This is a genomic window from Streptomyces ortus (assembly GCF_026341275.1).
In the GTDB taxonomy this organism is placed as follows: domain Bacteria; phylum Actinomycetota; class Actinomycetes; order Streptomycetales; family Streptomycetaceae; genus Streptomyces; species Streptomyces ortus.
This window is the reverse complement of record NZ_JAIFZO010000002.1, coordinates 2564591-2581531: the sequence shown is the minus strand read 5'-3', so window position 1 is coordinate 2581531 and position 16941 is coordinate 2564591. Positions and strand designations below refer to the sequence as shown.

The window sequence follows — 16941 nt, the reverse complement described above, 5'->3', positions numbered from 1 at the left end:
TAGCGCAAGCCCCCTGTTACCGATGGATACTCATGTCCGCTTTTTCCGTAACCCCGCTCCCCCCGCCCCCTCTTCCGCGCTCTCCTCCTACCGCGTCGGGCTGCCGGTGTCCGGTATCGGCAGTGGGCGCTTCTCGATCGCCGCCGCCATCACCTCCGGAAAGAGGTCGGGCGTACAGGCGAACGCCGGTGCGCCCAGACCCGCCAACGCCGCCGCGTGTTCCCTGTCGTACGCCGGGGCCCCCTCGTCGGACAGCGCGAGCAACGTCACGAACTGCACCCCCGAGGCCTTCATCGCGGCGACCCGCTTCAGCATCTCGTTCCGGATGCCCCCTTCGTAGAGGTCGCTGATGAGCACGACCACCGTGTCGGCGGGGCGCGTGATTTGCGACTGGCAGTACGCGAGGGCCCTGTTGATGTCCGTACCGCCGCCGAGCTGCGTGCCGAAGAGGACGTCGACCGGGTCGTCGAGCTGGTCCGTGAGGTCGACGACCGCCGTGTCGAAGACGACGAGCCGGGTGTCGATCGACCGCATCGAGGCGAGCACCGCGCCGAACACCGACGCGTACACGACCGACGCCGCCATCGAGCCGGACTGGTCGATGCAGAGGACGACCTCCTTCTTCACCGACTGCGAGGCGCGTCCGTAGCCGATGAGCCGCTCGGGCACGACCGTGCGGTACTCGGGCAGATAGTGCTTGAGGTTGGCCGCGATGGTGCGGTTCCAGTCGATGTCCTGATGGCGCGGCCGGCTGATACGCGCACTGCGGTCGAGGGCCCCCTTGAGCGTCGCCCTGGTGCGGGTCACGAGCCGCTTCTCCAGGTCCTCGACCACCTTGCGCACGACCGCCCGTGCCGTCTCCTTGGTCGTCTCGGGCATCGCCTTGTTCAGTGACAACAGCGTGCCCACCAGGTGCACGTCGGCCTCCACGGCCTCCAGCATCTCCGGCTCCAGGAGCAGGGTGGACAGCCCGAGGCGGTCGATGGCGTCCCGCTGCATGACCTGGACGACGGAGGACGGGAAGTACGTCCGGATGTCGCCCAGCCACCGGGCGACGGACGGCGCGGACGCCCCGAGCCCCGCCGAACGCTCCTGCCCCGCCCGCGCCCTGCCGCCCTTCCCGTTGCCGTTCCCGTACAGCGCGCCGAGCGCCCCGTCCATCGCGGCGTCCTGCCCGGTGAGCGCGCAGCCCGTGCCGTCCGCGTCGTCCCCGCCCAGCACGAGCCGCCAGCGCCGCAGCCGCTCGTCGGTGGCCCCGGACTGATCGGGCACCCCGGCCCGGTCGGCCGTTCCCCCGCTCACCGCTCCCGTAGTCATCGGCCCGCCCCCACAAGGTCGTTGTCCCCTGGTCCACGGCGACCACCCGGATTACCGGGATTACCCGGTTCACCCGGATCGTCGTCGGTCTCGTCCAGCCCCAGCAGCATGCGCAGCACCGGCATTACGGCGCCGGCGCGGGCCTCGTCGAGGCCGGGTCCGAAGCCGGGTGTCCCGGAGACGGTGTCCGCGACGCTCCCGCGCGACCCCGGCCCACGCCGGACCAGTTCGCCGAGGGTGCGGCGCACTCCGGGCTCGTACTCCGAGAAGGTGCGCCGCAGCAACGGGAGCACGCCGGTGAACGCGTCCCCCGGCACACCGGTCAGCCAGGAGTCGACCAGGCCGAGCAGCCGCTCGTCGTGCACGAGCAGCATGCCGCCCCCCGATCCCCCGCCGATGAAGCCCTCGATCCAGGCCGCCGCGTCGCCGGGCGCGGTGCCCGGTGACAGGACGAGTCCCATGAGCCTCGCCGCCTCCTCCTGCCCCAGCTCCCCGTCGTCCAGCAGCAACCGCACGGCCCGCCCCCGGACGACGCCCGGAACGGTGTCCCGCGCGGACAGCGTGCCCAGGACGGAGTGCCACCGGCCGCGTATGCCGGCTCGGGGGTCGCCCGCGCCTCCCCCGGCCTCCTTGCCGCTCCCCGCACCCTCCGGCCCCTTGGCTTCCTCTGCCTCCTCCGTCCCCTCGACCAACAGTCCCACCGCGCTGTGCACGGCGTCGATGTGGCCTCGCATCTCCTCCGCGGCCTCCGCGTCGAGGGCGGCGCAGGCCGGGGGCAGTCCGACGAAGACCCGCTCCGCGAGCCCGGCGGCGACCTCGGCCAGGGCCTGGGTGTCCGTGCCCCGTACGTCGCCGTAGCGCAGGGAGCGGACGAGGGCGGGCAGCGCCTGGGCGAGGTGGCCGACGTCGGCGTCCAGGGCGGCCCGGTCGGCGAGGATCCGCATCACCACGGGGAGCGCGTCGGGGAGTTCGGCGAGGAGGCAGCGCTCGGCGAGGCCCGTGACCTCGGCCAGCGAGCGTGCGCCGACCGCGTCCGACTCGGCCTTGGCGGTCGCGGCGGCGATCACCGTCGTACCCCAGACTCCGGCCTCGGCGACGCGCACCGCGAGCTCCGGCTCCCAGTGCAACCGCCAGGTCTCCCGGAACGTACCCGTGCTGCCGCGCGACGAGACCGGCTCTCCCCACCGGATGCCGAGGAGGCGCAGCCGGTGCAGGAGCCTGCTGCGTCCGCCGTCGGTCTCCTTGCGCAGGTCGAGTTCCAGCTCTGTCTCCTGTGCCTCCGGCTTGAGCCGCAGCCGTCGCTGGAGCCGGGCGAGGTCGCGCTGGAGCGGGACGGCGGGCGCCGTCGCGGGCACCTCTCCCAGCACGTCGCCGACGACGAGGCGGTCGTGCACGAGCGCGAGCGGTACGTCCGAGCCCTCGCACATCACGGCCCGTACGGCGTCGGTGGTCTCGGTGAGGCCCGGCAGGGGGCGGCCCCGCATCGCGGCGAGGGTGTCGGCGAGCCGCACCGCCTCGATGACGTGCGCGGAGGAGACCGGCCGGTCCTCGTCCCGCAGCAGCCGCGCCACCTTCGTCATCCAGCGCTCTATGGGACGGTCGGCGGCGGCGAACAGATGCCCGTACCAGCCGGGCGAGTCGATGCCCGCTCCGTAACCGCTCATACGGGAGAGCCGCCGGTGGGTCCAGGGCACCCAGGTCATGTCGGCCTTCACCTTGGGCAGTCCCTTGAGCAGGGCCCGGTCGGCGGCGACGGTGGTCCGCTGCCGCAGTGCGGGAACGTGCCAGGCGCCGCACACCACGGCCACGTCGTCCGCGAACTCCCGCTGCGCTGCCCGCACCTGAAGCCGCATGTACGCCTCGCGCAGGAGATCCCGGTCGTGTCCCCCCGTCCCGTAGACCTCCCGCAGCGCCTCCATGGCCTCGCCGAGCACCTCGAACGGTGCGAACGCGTCCTCTCCTCGCGCCCCCCGGTGCTCGATCACGTCCTCCCACCACCGCTCGGGGTCGTCGTATCCGGCGGTCTCGGCGAGGACGGCCAGCGGGTCGATCCGCACGTCCCGGGCGGGTTCGGCGTCCTCGGCGTCCTCGGTTGCTTCGGCGTCCTCGGCGGTTTCGGGACGAGCCCCGTCCGGCTTCCCCTCGTCCTCGCTCTCCGCCGTCTCTTCCTTCTCGTCCCGGGCGAGCGTGTGCGTGGCCGGGAGGTCGATGAAGCGGGCCGGCACGTCGTGGTCCAGGGCCCAGCGGATGGCCACCCACTCCGGCGAGAACTCGGCGAGCGGCCAGAACGCCGACCGCCCCGGCTCGTCCACGACATGCGCGAGGAGCGCGACGGGCGGCCGCATGTCCTCGTCGGCGGCGAGCGCGATCAACGCGTCGGCCTCCGGCGGCCCTTCGAGGAGCACCACGCGCGGCTCCGCCGCGTCGAGCGCCGCCCGTACGGCCCGCGCCGAGCCGGGCCCGTGGTGGCGCACCCCCAGCAGCAGGGGTCCGGGCGGCCGGCGGACCCCGGCCCCGCTCTCCGCCGCGTGCGTGCTCACGCGCTCACCTCCCGGCACGCCCGGTAGAAGTCCTTCCAGCCGTCGCGCTCACGGACGACCGCTTCCAGATACTCCTGCCAGACGACGCGGTCGGCCGCCGGGTCACGGACGACGGCGCCGAGGATGCCCGCCGCCACGTCTGAGGCGCGCAGGACGCCGTCCCCGAAGTGGGCGGCCAGGGCGAGGCCGCTGGTGACGACGGAGATCGCCTCGGCGGTGGACAGCGTGCCGCTGGGCGACTTGAGCTTCGTACGCCCGTCGGTCGTGACGCCGTCGCGCAGCTCGCGGAAGACGGTGACGACACGGCGGATCTCCTCGATGCCCTCGGGCACGGCGGGCAGGTCCAGGGAGCGGCCGATCTGGTCGACCCGGCGCGAGACGATGTCGACCTCGGCCTCGGCGCTCTCCGGCAGGGGCAGGACCACCGTGTTGAAGCGGCGGCGCAGGGCGCTCGACAGGTCGTTCACCCCGCGGTCCCGGTCGTTGGCCGTCGCGATGAGATTGAAGCCCCGGACGGCCTGGACCTCGGAGTTCAGCTCCGGGATGGGCAGGTTCTTCTCCGACAGGATCGTGATGAGCGTGTCCTGTACGTCGGCGGGGATACGGGTCAGCTCCTCGACCCGGGCCGTCATCCCTTCGGCCATGGCCCGCATGACGGGGCTGGGCACCAGGGCGTCCCGGCTCGGTCCGTGCGCGAGCAGTTGCGCGTAGTTCCAGCCGTACCGGATCGCCTCCTCCGGTGTGCCGGCCGTGCCCTGCACGAGAAGCGTGGAGTCGCCGCTGACCGCCGCGGCCAGATGCTCGGACACCCACGTCTTGGCCGTGCCGGGTACGCCGAGGAGGAGCAGCGCCCGGTCGGTGGCGAGCGTGGTCACGGCCACTTCGACGATGCGGCGCGGTCCCACGTACTTCGGCGTGATCACCGTGCCGTCCGCCAGCGTGCCGCCCAGCAGGTACGTCGCGACGGCCCACGGTGACATCCGCCAGCGGGCGGGCCGCGGACGGTCGTCCTGCGCGGCCAGCGCGGCGAGTTCGGAGGCGAACGCGTCCTCGGCGTGCGGCCGCAGCTCCTCACCCTTGTCCGGCGCGGGCGTGACCGCGGGCGCGGGCACGCCTTCGGACTGGTGGTGGTTCGGGTCGACGGACGTCGGGTCGACGGACACGGACATGGAGCGGTCCCCCTTGCGGCTCGGCCGGTTCGGATCTGGTACCACCGTGCACCACGCCACTGACAATCGGCTCTGACCTGCGCGAACGTATCCGCCGCAGGCGATTGTCAGTGGCGGGACCTACCTTCGGTTCCATGACTCAGCAGGGGGTGCGCTGGACCGCGGATCAGGTGCTTGCACTGGCGCCTGACACCGCGTCACGCAAAGCGGGCAGCAAGCTCGGCGCGGCCGGGCCGTGGTCGGAGGCGGGCAGTTCCGAGGAGGGGACGGTATGGGGCCTGTGCAGAGGTAGCGGCAGCAAGCCGTACCGGACGGTGATCGACATCGCGGACTCCACCGGGCCCGCGTACAAGTGCAGTTGCCCGAGCCGCAAGTTCCCGTGCAAGCACGCGCTGGGGCTGCTGCTGCTCTGGGCCGGCGAGGACGGCGCGGTGCCGAAGGGGCAGGCGCCGGACTGGGCGGAGGAGTGGATCGAGGGCAGGCGCAAGCGCGCGGACGACAAACGGGCCGAGGACGCGGCCGGTTCGGCGTCCGCGGGTGATCCGGCGGCGGCGCGGCGCAGGGCGGAGCGGCGGGCCGAGTTGATCACCGCGGGGGCGTCGGAGCTGGAGCAGCGGCTGACCGATCTGCTGCGGGGCGGTCTGGCCTCGGCGGAGCGGAGGGGGTACGGGCTGTGGGAGGAGACGGCGGCCCGCATGGTCGACGCGCAGGCGCCGGGCCTTGCCGCGCGGGTGCGGGAGTTGGGGGCGATCCCGTCGTCGGGGCCCGGCTGGCCCGTGCGGCTGCTGGAGGAGTGCGCGCTGCTCCACCTCCTCGACCAGGGGTGGCTGCGCCGGGCCGCGCTGCCTGACGGCCTGGCCGCGACGGTCCGGTCCCGGATCGGGCTGCCCGGCTCGGCGGACGGCCCGCCGGTGCGTGACCGGTGGCTGGTCCTGGCCCAGTACGACACCGCGGACAGCCGTCTCACGACCCGCCGCATCTGGCTGTACGGGGCCGAGTCGGGGCGTACGGCGCTGCTGCTCTCCTACGGGGCCGCCGGGCGCGCACCGGAGCTGGCGTTGCCCGTCGGGCTGACGCTGGACGCGGAGCTGTCCGCGTATCCGGGCGCGGGGCAGTCGAGGGCGGCGCTGGGCGAGCGGTTCGCCGCGCCGGAGCCCGCCGGTTTCCGGCCGCCCGGGGTGGATGTGGCGCGGGCCGTGGCCGAGTACGGCGAGGCGCTCCGGGACGATCCGTGGCTCGAATCGCGGCCCGTGACGTTGGCCCGCGTCATACCGACTCCGGACGGCGATGACTGGCAGCTGGCGGACGCCGACGGAGAGCTCGCCCTGCCGCTGACACCGGCCGCCCGGTCGCGCTCCGGTCTGTGGCGACTGGTCGCCCTCTCCGGCGGCGCTCCGGTGACGGTCTTCGGAGAGTGCGGCCACCGCGGCTTCTCTCCCCTCACGGCCTGGCCTCAGGGCGCGGGCGAGGCGGTGACCCTGTGCTGACGTCACCGCGATCCAGCCTTCTCGACTCCCCTACGACCGGGCGACCGGATCGCCCCGCCGCCTCCCACGACGTTTCCCAAGACGCTTCTAAAGACGCTTCCTAAGACGCTTCCTAAGAGAGGGACGCCCATGACCAGCTCCCCTGTCCCCGCCTCCGCTGCGGCTCCCGCTCCCGCTTCCGCCCCCACGTCCGCTTCCACGGAAGCGTCCGGCGGGAGCCATTGGGAGGAGCTGGTGACCGTGGCGCTGCTGGGGACCACGCGGCGTACACCCTCCGGGGTCACGTCCCGGCGCGACGCGCCGACGGCCTTGCTGGACGCGGCGGCCGTGGAGACCGTACGACGACGGGCCGGGATGCGGCCGGGCCGGGCGGCGGCCCGCGTCGAGCCAGTGGCGGAGGACACCCGTCCCCCGCTGCCGCCGGCTGCGGCGCGCCGGCTGACGATGCTGCTCGCCGACCGGCCGGGGGCGGGAAGCAGCGGTCGCCGGGGGGCGGCCCCCGACCTCAAGGAGCTGCTGCCGCAGTGGCTCGCCACGGCGAACCGGCAGGGTTTCGCGGCCCCTCCCCAGGCACTTCCCGCGCTGCTGGACGCGGCCCGGGGGCGTACGGACATCCGGCCGGCGGTGCTGGCCTTCGCGGGGCCGCGCGCCCTGTGGCTGGCGCGGCTGAACGCGGACTGGCGCTTCGCGCTGCGGGCGGCGCCGGGCGGCGGCGCCGTGCTGCCCGGGTCCGAGGAGCCGGAGCGGATGCACGCGTTGTGGGAGGAGGGGCTGTTCGCCGAGCGGGTCGCGCTGCTGGCGGCGGTCCGGGCACAGGACGCGGGGGCCGCGCGCGATCTGCTCGCCGGGACGTGGGCTTCGGAGCGGGCCGAGGACCGGTTGATGTTCCTCGACTCGTTGCGGACGGGGCTGAGTGCGGCGGACGAGCCCTTCCTGGAGCGGGCGTTGGCCGACCGGAGCCGCAACGTACGGGCCACCGCGGCGGAGCTGCTGTCCGCGCTGCCCGGTTCGGCGCTCGCCGGGCGGATGGCGGAGCGGGCGGGATCCTGCGTCGCGATCGACCGCACGCACGGCACACCCGGCCCGCACGGCACGCCGACCATAGCGGTGGAGGCGCCGCACGAATGTGATGCGGGCATGGAGCGCGACGGCGTGGTGGCCAAGGCTCCGGCCGGCCGGGGCGAACGATCTTGGTGGCTGGGCCAGTTGGTGGAGGCGGCCCCGCTCGGCATCTGGTCGCCGCGGCTGGGGGGACGCACGCCGCAGGAGATCGTGGCGCTGCCCGTGGCCGACGACTGGCAGGGCGAGCTGCACGGAGCGTGGTGCCGGGCGGCGGTGCGGCAGCGGGACCCTTCCTGGTCCAGAGCGTTGCTGGGGACGCCGGGGGCGCCGGAGGCGGGCGGGCCCGGAGCCGTTTCCCTGGCCGAGCGCGCGAAGCTGCTCGGCACGTTGGGGGTCGAGGAGCGGGCCGAGTGGGTGGCGGGGTTCATAGCGGCGCACGGGCTGTCGGAGGCGTTCCAGTTGCTCGGGGTGTGCGCGGTGCCCTGGGCCGGGCCGTTGGGGCGCGCGGTGGTGGACGCGCTCAACATCGCGCGCGACGCGGGGAGTTATCCGTGGAGTTTCAGCGGGGTCATGGGACTGGCCGAACGGTGTCTGGATCCGGCGGAGGCCGTCCGCCTCGAAGGGCTCACGGCCGTCCCCGACGAATCGGAGAACGCGGCTCCGGGCGCCGGGGGTTACTGGGCCGAATCCTTCCAACGCCTGGTCACCACGCTGCGACTGAGAGCAGCGATCCAAACCGAACTGACCCACCCGTAACCCACCCCCGACCCTCAGGGACGCGGCGAAACCGACCCGCACCGATCCACCGGCCGAGGCCCCACCCACCCAGGGGCGCGGGGAACGGCGCGATCAGCCACGACGGACCCGCACCACCCCACCGCCGGCACTCCGGCCCACCCAGGGGCGCGAGGAACTGCGCGACCAGCCACGGTCGGCCCGCACCCTCCCACGCACGCACGCGCACCAAGCGCCCACGCCCGCCGATCCGGCGGAGCCCTACGCCGGCTGGCGCACGTTCGCCCGTACCCAGTCCACGATGGCCGTGGTCGTGGCTCCGGGCGTGAAGATCTCCGCGACGCCCTTCTCCTTGAGCGGCGCGATGTCCGCCTCGGGGATGATCCCGCCGCCGAACACCTTGATGTCCGCGGCGTCGCGCTCCTTCAGGAGCTCGATGACCGCCGCGAACAGCGTGTTGTGCGCACCGGACAGGATGGACAGCCCGATCGCGTCGGCATCCTCCTGGATCGCCGTGCCCACGATCTGCTCGGGCGTCTGGTGGAGGCCGGTGTAGATGACCTCCATTCCCGCGTCCCGCAGCGCCCGCGCGATCACCTTCGCCCCGCGATCGTGGCCGTCGAGCCCCGGTTTGGCCACCACCACGCGGATCGGACCGGTTGCCACACCCATCACTGCCTCCATGAACCCACTACACCGATGGCACGTATCCCGCGCCGGCGACCGTCCCCAGCATGCATCCCGGACATGCCCGGCACGACCACCCCGCACCGCACGGTCCGGGGAAGTGAACGAACGTTATCTCCAGCATCCCGCAACCGGCAGTTTCGCGGTGCGGACCGAGGGGGAAATCACACGGTGGGACAAGTTCGCAGCGCATCGATCCCGTACACCGCGACACAGGGTTCGCACCCGGGACGAGCGCAAGGGGAGCCGCTACGAGGTTTCCGCGCCTCCGCGTCGTCAGCCGCGCGACGGGGGTGGTGCGGCGCATCGGCGATCGCACGACGACGGACACCCCGTCGCTCCACCGGCGTCACGCACGCCGCACGTGCACCGTCGCCGTCCTCACGATCGGCTTCCCACGAGGGCACACGGGGGACAGAGGGTTCCTGCCGTGCGCCGACGGGAGGTCGGCCATGAAGGTCACCAGGGCACTGCTGCCCCTATTGCCATTCTGCCAGCGCCTGTTCCCCACCAGACTGGCCGGACTCTCGCTGACCCTGCTGAAGGCGACGGCCCTGGAGATCGCGATCCTGGCCGGCCATCTCGTCCTCTACCCCTCCGGGATCACCCCGGAGCGCCGCCGGTCCCCGATCCCGACCCGGTCCCTGGCCGACCTGCCCGACCCGGACCTCGACGCGGACGCCACCACCGAAGCGGCCCGGCTGCCCGCTCCGGACAAGCCCCCGGTCGTCCTGCTGCACGGCTTCATAGACAACCGCTCGGTCTTCGTACTGCTGCGCCGCTCCCTCGCCCAGCACGGCCGGCAGCAGATCGAGTCGCTCAACTACTCGCCGCTGACCTGCGACATACGGACCGCCGCCGAGTTGCTCGGGCGGCACATCGAGGAGATCTGCGAGCGCACCGGCCGCCAGGAGGTGGACATCGTGGGGCACAGTCTCGGCGGACTGATCGCGCGCTACTACGTGCAGCGCCTCGGCGGTGACATCCGCGTCCGGACCCTGGTCACCCTGGGCACGCCGCACGCGGGCACCCGCGTCGTACCGATGATGAACGCACACCCGATCGTCCGGCAGATGCGCCCGGGCTCCGGCGTACTGGAAGAGCTTCGCAAGCCTGCCCCGCACTGCCGTACGCGGTTCGTGAGTTTCTGGAGCGACCTCGACCAGCTGATGGATCCGCTGGAGACGGCGTGCATCGCACACCCGGATCTGCTCGCACAGAACGTACGCGTGAGCGGAATCGGACATCTCGCACTGCCGGTGCACCCGGCGGTCGCGGCCGGCATACGCCGCGCCCTGGACGCCGAGGAGGAGACCGCCCGCGCCGCCGCTCACACCGGCGGTCTGACAGTGGCGTGACCGAGGAGGTCCGTCCACAGAAACGAAACCCGGAGCCATCAGCGAGGTCCAACCGGAAGCGGACACGTGAGGGCGATCGACCCCGAACCGGGGCAACGGGGCGCGGCGGGAAGCGAGGGCAAGCGCACCAAGCGGAAGCCGAGTTCGCCTTCAGAGACGTTTTTTCTTCGAACGTTCATCGAACGCAAGGCCAAAGCTCTGCCCATCCTCCGCCGAAAGGCGGCCGAATGCCCCTTTCCTGAGAGGAGGAAACCTGCCGAAGATTGTCGCGCCCTCATACCGCCGGGTACAGTCGCCGCACTGCTCTGCCAGCCCCTGTTGTCGAGGCGAAAGAGAAGTTGGTGAACGACCGTCACCCGTCGGGGACCGTAACTCCCCCGGCTCCGGCTCCCGAAGCCGCCTCGGCGCATCACGCGTCCCACGGCCGCCAAGGGGCCCAGTACGGCGACTTCACCCCGTACGACGGATATCCCGCCACCGGCTTCGAAACGACCGGTTTTGACCCGGCCGCCACCGGCTCGTACGGAACGACAGGTGGTTACGACATGACGGGCGCCTACGCGACGACCACGTTCGACACCGATCCCCTCTTCGGCGATCTGCCCGGCAACGGAAGCGGAACCGAAGGCGGTGGGGCCGGAACGGGTTCGTACGGCACCACGACCGGGACGCCTCACGGCGGTAACTGGGCTGATTCCACCGGCAGTCATCACACGCTGAACTACGACCCGTACGCGGCCCAGCACCATGCCGCCGCCTACGAGACCGGCAGTTACGACACGAGCGGTGTCTGGCCGGATTCCGGTTACCAGCAGCTCGGTGAGATCCCGACGCAGGGCACCGGCCCCGACGGCACCGGGCAGTGGGACGCGAACGCCTGGCACCAGGCCGAACAGGCCGACCCCACCCAGCAGTGGACGGCCCCCACCTTCGAGACGGGTACGTACGACGCCACCGCGTGGAACTCTGACGGCGGCGAGCAGCCCCAGCCCGAGTCCTACGACCAGCGGGAGTCGTTCCACCAGCAGGCCACCGCCACATTCGAGCAGGTGCCGTCCGAGGAACAGGTAACCGCGCGGAGCGAGTTCAAACACTCCGGCCACAGCGACACCGACGCCCTCTCCGACGAGGACACCGGCGCTCACGCCCGTAGCCACGCATACGATCGCGGTCACGACCACGCCGACGACGACGAGCCCGAACTGCTCGACGGCGTCGAGGAGATCGCCCCCGCCGCCCCCCCGGGCTCCCGGGCCGGATCCCGCGCGGCGGGCCGTTCCGCTTCCCGGTCGCGCCGCCGTCCGCCGCCCAAGCGCTCCGCGCTGCTGACGATCGCCGTGCCGTCGGCGTGTGTGATGGGTGTCGCCGGTATCGCCGCCGCCTCGGTGACCGGGGGTGAGGGCGGAGACGACGTCCAGACGACGGCCGCCGCGCCCGATACGACCGACGTGAAGCCGTCGGTCGCGAACAACAAGCTGGACGCCCAGCTCGAAAGCCTCTCCGCGGACGCGGACGACTTCGCGGACCGGGCGAGCCGCACGCAGGAACGTATCGACTTGAAGGCCGAGCAGGCCGCCGAGAAGCAGAAGGCGGCGGCCGAGGCGGCCCGCAAGGAGCGGCTGCGGCCGAAGTTCGCACTGCCGGTCTCGCGGCACGGACTCAGCGCCTACTACGGCCAGGCCGGTATCAACTGGATGTCCGTGCACACCGGTATCGACTTCCCGGTCTCGTACGGCACGACGGTGATGGCCGCGACCGACGGAACCGTCCGTACGCAGTGGAACAGCGCCTACGGAAACATGATCATCGTAACGGCCAAGGACGGCACGGAGACCTGGTACTGCCACCTCTCCACGTACAAGGTCGCCTCGGGGACGGTCGTGAAGGCCGGCGACCCGATCGCGTACTCCGGCAACTCCGGCAACTCCACCGGCCCGCACCTGCACTTCGAGGTGCGCCCCGGCGGCGGTTCGGCGATCGACCCTCTGCCGTGGCTGCGCAGCCACGGCATCGACCCCACCTAGACGCCGTGCGCGCCTGCGCGCGGTAGTCCCAGACCGGCGGTAGCCCCAGACCGGCGGTAGCCCCGGGCCGGCGGAAGCCGCCGCCCGGTGCGCGGCCCCGCACGCGGGTCCGGTCCCGCCGCCTACAGCTTCTCCACCGGCGCGTACCGCAGCAGCAGGCGCTTGGGCTTCTCCCCGCCGAAGTCGACCGTGGCTTCCGAGTTCGCTCCCATGCCCTTGACCCCGACCACCGTGCCGAGGCCGAACTGGTCGTGGGTGACCCGGTCCCCGACCGCCAGCGACACCACCGGCTTCTCCGAGGAGCCGCGCCGCGTCGCGAAGCCGGACGCGCCCGAGGCCGCCGAGCGTGAGCGGGAGGAGGACAGGGAGGCCGCCACACCGCCGACCGGACCGGAGGCCACCGCTCCCATGGAACCCGTGCGCTTCCAGTCCAGATGCGCCTCCGGGATCTCCTCAAGGAAGCGGGAGGGCGGGTTGTACGAGGGCTGGCCCCAGGCGCTGCGCATCGACGCCCGCGTCAGATAGAGCCGCTCGCGCGCGCGAGTGATGCCCACGTACGCGAGCCGTCGCTCCTCCTCCAGCTCCTTGGTCTGGCCGAGGGCGCGCATGTGCGGGAACACGCCGTCCTCCATGCCGGTCAGGAAGACGACCGGGAATTCGAGGCCCTTGGCGGTGTGCAGGGTCATGAGGGTGATGACTCCGGAACCGTCCTCGTCCTCGTCCGGGATCTGGTCCGAGTCGGCGACCAGGGCCACCCGCTCCAGGAAGGCGGCGAGCCCGGTCGGCGTACCGCCCTCGGCTCCGCCCTCACCTTCGCCCCCGCCCTCGTTTGCACCTGTGCCCGCGCCCTCGGCGCCGGCAGCCTCCTGCTCGAACTCCAGCGCCACGGAGGCGAGTTCCTGGAGGTTCTCGATGCGGGTCTCGTCCTGGGGGTCGGTGGACGCCTGCAGCTCCGCGAGATAACCGGTGCGTTCGAGGATCGCCTCCACGACGGTCGCCGGGCCCGCGCCGGACTCGACGATCGTGCGGAGGTCCTCCATCAGCGTGTTGAACCGCTTGACCGCGTTCGTCGAGCGGGCCGCCATGCCGTACGCCTCGTCGACGCGGCGCAGCGCCTGCGGGAAGCTGATCTTCTCGCGCTGGGAGAGCGCGTCGATCATCGCCTCGGCGCGGTCGCCGATGCCGCGCTTGGGCACGTTCAGGATGCGGCGCAGCGGTACGGAGTCCTCGGGGTTCGCGAGCACCCGCAGGTACGCGAGGACGTCCCGGACCTCCTTGCGCTCGTAGAAGCGGACGCCGCCGACGACCTTGTAGGGCAGGCCGACCCGGATGAAGATCTCTTCGAAGACACGGGACTGGGCGTTCGTACGGTAGAAGACGGCGACGTCGCCGGCCTTCGCGTCGCCCGCGTCGGTGAGACGGTCTATCTCCTCGGCGACGAACTGCGCCTCGTCGTGCTCGGTGTCGGCGACATAGCCCGTGATGCGCGCGCCCGCGCCCGCGTTCGTCCACAGGTTCTTCGGGCGGCGCGATTCGTTGCGCTCGATGACCGCGTTGGCGGCGGTGAGGATCGTCTGTGTGGAGCGGTAGTTCTGCTCCAGCAGGATCGTCGTCGCGTTCGGGTAGTCCTCCTCGAACTGGAGGATGTTGCGGATGGTCGCGCCGCGGAAGGCGTAGATCGACTGGTCGGCGTCACCGACGACGCACAGCTCGGCCGGCGGGAGGTCGCCCTCCGAAGGCGGTACGTCCTCGGGGTGCGCGACAGGGTCCGTGACGCTGCCGACGAGCTCCCGGACGAGGGAGTACTGCGCGTGGTTCGTGTCCTGGTACTCGTCGACGAGGACGTGGCGGAAGCGGCGGCGGTAGTGCTCGGCGACGTCCGGGAAGGCGCGCAGGAGGTTGACCGTCGTCATGATCAGGTCGTCGAAGTCCAGCGCGTTCGCCTCGCGCAGCCGCGACTGGTACATCGCGTAGGCCTGGGCGGCGGTCTTCTCGAAACCGTCGGAGGCCTGGGCGGCGAAGTCCTCCTCGTCGATCAGCTCGTTCTTCAGGTTCGAGATCTTGGCGCTGAAGGACTTCGGCGGGAAGCGCTTGGGGTCGAGATCCAGGTCACGGCAGACCAGGGCCATGAGCCGCTTGCTGTCGGCGGCGTCGTAGATCGAGAAGGACGACGTGAAACCGAGCTTCTTGCTCTCCCTTCGCAGGATCCGCACGCAGGCGCTGTGGAAGGTCATCACCCACATCGCGTTCGCCCGCGGGCCCACGAGCTGCTCGACGCGCTCCTTCATCTCGCCCGCGGCCTTGTTCGTGAAGGTGATCGCGAGGATCTGGCCGGGGTGCACCCCGCGCTCACCCAGCAGGTGCGCGATGCGGTGGGTGAGCACACGGGTCTTGCCGGAGCCGGCGCCGGCCACGATGAGCAGGGGTGAGCCGTGGTGGACCACCGCCGCGCGCTGGTTCTCGTTCAGCCCGTGCAGGAGCGTGGCCGGGTCCACGAGCGGCCGGGGGGCGCCGTCGCGGTAGTACCCCCCGCTGCTCGGCGGCACGTCGAAGTGCCCGCCGAACAGGTCGTCCGGACCACGGTCCGGCTCCTCGTCGTCGGGCGGCGGCGGGGGCTCTTCCTCATCGGCCTGCGAGGGCCTGAGGTCCGCCAGGAAGCTGTCATCAAAGAGGCTGCTCATCGCTCTCCGAGTCTAGGCGCCCCCACTGACACCCGGCCGCCACCCCGGAAACTCGGCGGAATCCCGGCCGCACGGCCATGGGTAGACCTTCACCGACGAGAAGCGCGTCAGTACATACGGTGACCACTCCCCAGTGCAGTGACTTCCTCTATGACTTCCTCGACGGCTTCCTCAATGCAGTGACCTTCGCCCCGCACATGAACCGCGTGCGGGTGACCTACGTACAACTCTTGCGAGGACCCGCCCTCCCCCCTACCTCTTACCGCCCCACGCCCCAGGGACAACTCGGAGCAGATCGCGACCATTTGACGTCGGCGGACGACACCCGTGGGCCAGGTCACGAAAATGTATCGGGCATATCGCACATCAAACTTCACAGGTGCCACACGTATTGGCTAACTTTCGCGTAGGCCGCTCGACCCGCACCGGCGAACAACGCCGGGCCGAGCGGACTCCGCCGAATCCGGCATGCCCTCGTGGCCTGCGGAACCGGGGACCCAACCGAATCCTGGGGTGAATCGGTCCGAACTCCCTCGCGGGACACGGACCGTAGGGCAAACCTTCCGAAGCACTCGCCCGAACCCGACAGCTAACTCGGTAGGCGGATGACGGAAGGAGACGCCCTCGTGGCGCCACACCGCAAGTCGCGGCCCCCCAGTTCCCTGGGCCTGCGGACGCCGGCCCTCGCCACCGCGGCCCTGACCTCGGTGGCCCTGCTCTCCCAGACGGCGGAGGCCTCGCCGGCCGCGGAGCCCAGGCCGAGCACGGAGGAAGTCCAGAAGAAGATCGACGACCTCTACCAGCAGGCGGGTACGGCCACCGAGAAGTACAACGCCGCCAAGGAGAAGACCACCAAGCAGCGCAAGCGCGTCGCCACGCTCCTCGACGACGTGGCGCAGCGTACGGAGAAGCTCAACAGCGCGCGTGAGGCGCTCGGATCGTTCGCCGCGGCGCAGTACCGCACCGGAGCCTCCGCCCCCGACTCGGCCTCTCTCCTCCTCGCGGACAACCCGCAGGACTATTTCGACCAGACCCAGCTGATGAACCGGCTGACCGCCCGGCAGAAGCAGGCCGTCGACGAGTACGTCACCCAGCGGACCACCACGTCGAAGAAGCGGCAGGAGGCGTCCGAGGGCCTGGAGACGCTCACCACGACGCAGAGCACGCTGAAGACGTCCAAGGCCGACGTCCAGCGCAAGCTCGCCGACGCGCGCGAACTCCTCTCGAAGCTGACCGCCGAGGAGAAGGCCCGCCTCGCCGCGATCGAACGGAAGAAGCAGGAAGAGGCCCGGCGCAAGGCGGACGAGCTGGCGCGGCAGCAGGCGGCCGACGCGGAGCGCCGGCGCCAGGAGGCAGCGACACAGGGCACGGGAGCCGGTACCGGTGCCGGCACGGGCACGGGCACGGGCACGGGGAGTGTGCCGGGCTCGGACTCCGCCTCCTCCACCAAGGCGGCCAAGGCGCTCGCCTTCGCCCGCGCCCAGATCGGCAAGCCGTACGTCTGGGGCGCCAGCGGTCCCGGTTCGTACGACTGCTCCGGTCTGACCCAGGCCGCCTGGAAGGCGGCCGGTGTGACCCTGCCACGCACCACGTGGGACCAGGTGGACACCGGCACGACGGTCTCCGTGGACAGTGCCCAGCCCGGTGACCTGGTCTTCTTCTACGACGACATCAGTCACGTCGGCATCTACATCGGCGACGGCATGATGATCCACGCCCCGAAGCCGGGCGCGTACGTCCGCGAGGAGTCGATCTACTACATGCCGATCCACAGCGTGGTGCGGCCGGGCTAGCCGGGCCTGGGGGCCCGCCGGGGCAGGGGGCCCGCCGGGGCAGGGGGCCCGCCGGGGCAGGGGGCCCGCCGGGGCAGGGGGCCCGCCG

10 protein-coding genes and 1 riboswitch are annotated in these 16941 nt (G+C 71.9%); of the genes, 5 read left to right on the top strand and 5 right to left on the bottom strand.

Annotated elements, in window-relative coordinates; all coding sequences use genetic code 11:
- Positions 1–87 precede the first annotated feature (87 nt).
- Genes K3769_RS14615 through K3769_RS14605 form a run of 3 tightly spaced genes read right to left on the bottom strand, consistent with a single transcriptional unit; the run spans position 88 to position 5026 of the window.
- On the bottom strand, positions 88–1317 hold the full coding sequence (locus tag K3769_RS14615; RefSeq protein WP_267026863.1) for a VWA domain-containing protein: 1230 nt from the start codon (positions 1315–1317) through the stop codon (positions 88–90).
- A complete protein-coding gene (locus K3769_RS14610; protein WP_267026862.1) occupies positions 1314–3857 on the bottom strand; it encodes a DUF5682 family protein in 2544 nt (847 codons plus the stop codon). Before K3769_RS14610 ends, K3769_RS14615 begins: the two co-directional genes overlap by 4 nt.
- Positions 3854–5026 carry an ATP-binding protein gene (locus K3769_RS14605; RefSeq protein ID WP_267026861.1) on the bottom strand — a complete coding sequence of 391 codons (1173 nt, stop codon included), beginning with the start codon at positions 5024–5026 and terminating at the stop codon, positions 3854–3856. Before K3769_RS14605 ends, K3769_RS14610 begins: the two co-directional genes overlap by 4 nt.
- Positions 5027–5160: 134 nt before the next feature.
- On the opposite strand from K3769_RS14605, the gene K3769_RS14600 reads away from it, so the two are divergent.
- Positions 5161–6513: an SWIM zinc finger family protein gene (locus K3769_RS14600; RefSeq protein WP_267026860.1), complete on the top strand. Its 1353-nt coding sequence runs from the start codon at positions 5161–5163 to the stop codon at positions 6511–6513.
- Positions 6514–6642: 129 nt separating this feature from the next.
- Positions 6643–8331: a DUF5691 domain-containing protein gene (locus K3769_RS14595; protein WP_267026859.1), complete on the top strand. Its 1689-nt coding sequence runs from the start codon at positions 6643–6645 to the stop codon at positions 8329–8331.
- Positions 8332–8571: 240 nt separating this feature from the next.
- On the opposite strand, the gene icmB is transcribed toward K3769_RS14595, so the two are convergent.
- Positions 8572–8982: a coenzyme B12-dependent isobutyryl CoA mutase small subunit gene (gene icmB / locus K3769_RS14590; RefSeq protein ID WP_107015720.1), complete on the bottom strand. Its 411-nt coding sequence runs from the start codon at positions 8980–8982 to the stop codon at positions 8572–8574.
- 467 nt (positions 8983–9449) lie between these two features.
- On the opposite strand from icmB, the gene K3769_RS14585 reads away from it, so the two are divergent.
- Complete coding sequence (locus K3769_RS14585) at positions 9450–10355, top strand: esterase/lipase family protein (protein WP_267026858.1); 906 nt, start codon at positions 9450–9452, stop codon at positions 10353–10355.
- 341 nt (positions 10356–10696) lie between these two features.
- Positions 10697–12379, top strand: a complete 1683-nt coding sequence (locus K3769_RS14580; RefSeq protein WP_267026857.1) for a M23 family metallopeptidase — start codon at positions 10697–10699, stop codon at positions 12377–12379.
- A gap of 122 nt (positions 12380–12501) precedes the next feature.
- Here the strand turns inward: K3769_RS14580 and pcrA are convergent, their stop codons facing one another.
- Positions 12502–15060: a DNA helicase PcrA gene (pcrA, locus tag K3769_RS14575; protein WP_267026856.1), complete on the bottom strand. Its 2559-nt coding sequence runs from the start codon at positions 15058–15060 to the stop codon at positions 12502–12504.
- A 445-nt stretch (positions 15061–15505) separates the two neighbouring features.
- Positions 15506–15679: riboswitch (cyclic di-AMP (ydaO/yuaA leader) on the top strand.
- Between the two features lie 7 nt (positions 15680–15686).
- Here pcrA and K3769_RS14570 point away from each other — a divergent pair.
- Entirely contained in the window at positions 15687–16853 is a 1167-nt protein-coding gene (locus K3769_RS14570) for a C40 family peptidase (protein WP_267026855.1), read from the top strand.
- Positions 16854–16941 lie beyond the last annotated feature (88 nt).